The following is a 256-nucleotide window of genomic DNA, read 5'->3' on the forward strand; positions in this document are numbered from 1 at the left end:
CATGTATTTGTAGAAAAGCCACTAACACATACCATTGATGAAGCCAAGCAATTGGTAAACATGGTTAGAGAAGCGAATGTAAAATTTCAGGTTGGTCATGTTGAAAGGTTTAATCCCGCTTTTTTAGCTATTAAAGGCATGCCTTTAAACCCGATGTTTATTGAGGTGCACAGGTTGGCTCAGTTTAATCCACGTGGTACAGAAGTGAGTGTGATATTGGATTTAATGATTCATGATATTGATATTATTTTAAGCT

General features: G+C 35.9%; 1 protein-coding gene. It reads left to right on the top strand.

Annotation, left to right across the window (positions count from 1 at the left end):
• On the top strand, positions 1–256 hold a 256-nt coding region (locus QQL85_RS26500; RefSeq protein WP_284368797.1), incomplete at both ends, for a Gfo/Idh/MocA family protein.

Source organism: Pseudomonas putida (genome assembly GCF_030159595.1).
GTDB classification, from domain to species: Bacteria; Pseudomonadota; Gammaproteobacteria; order Pseudomonadales; family Pseudomonadaceae; genus Aquipseudomonas; species Aquipseudomonas putida_AC.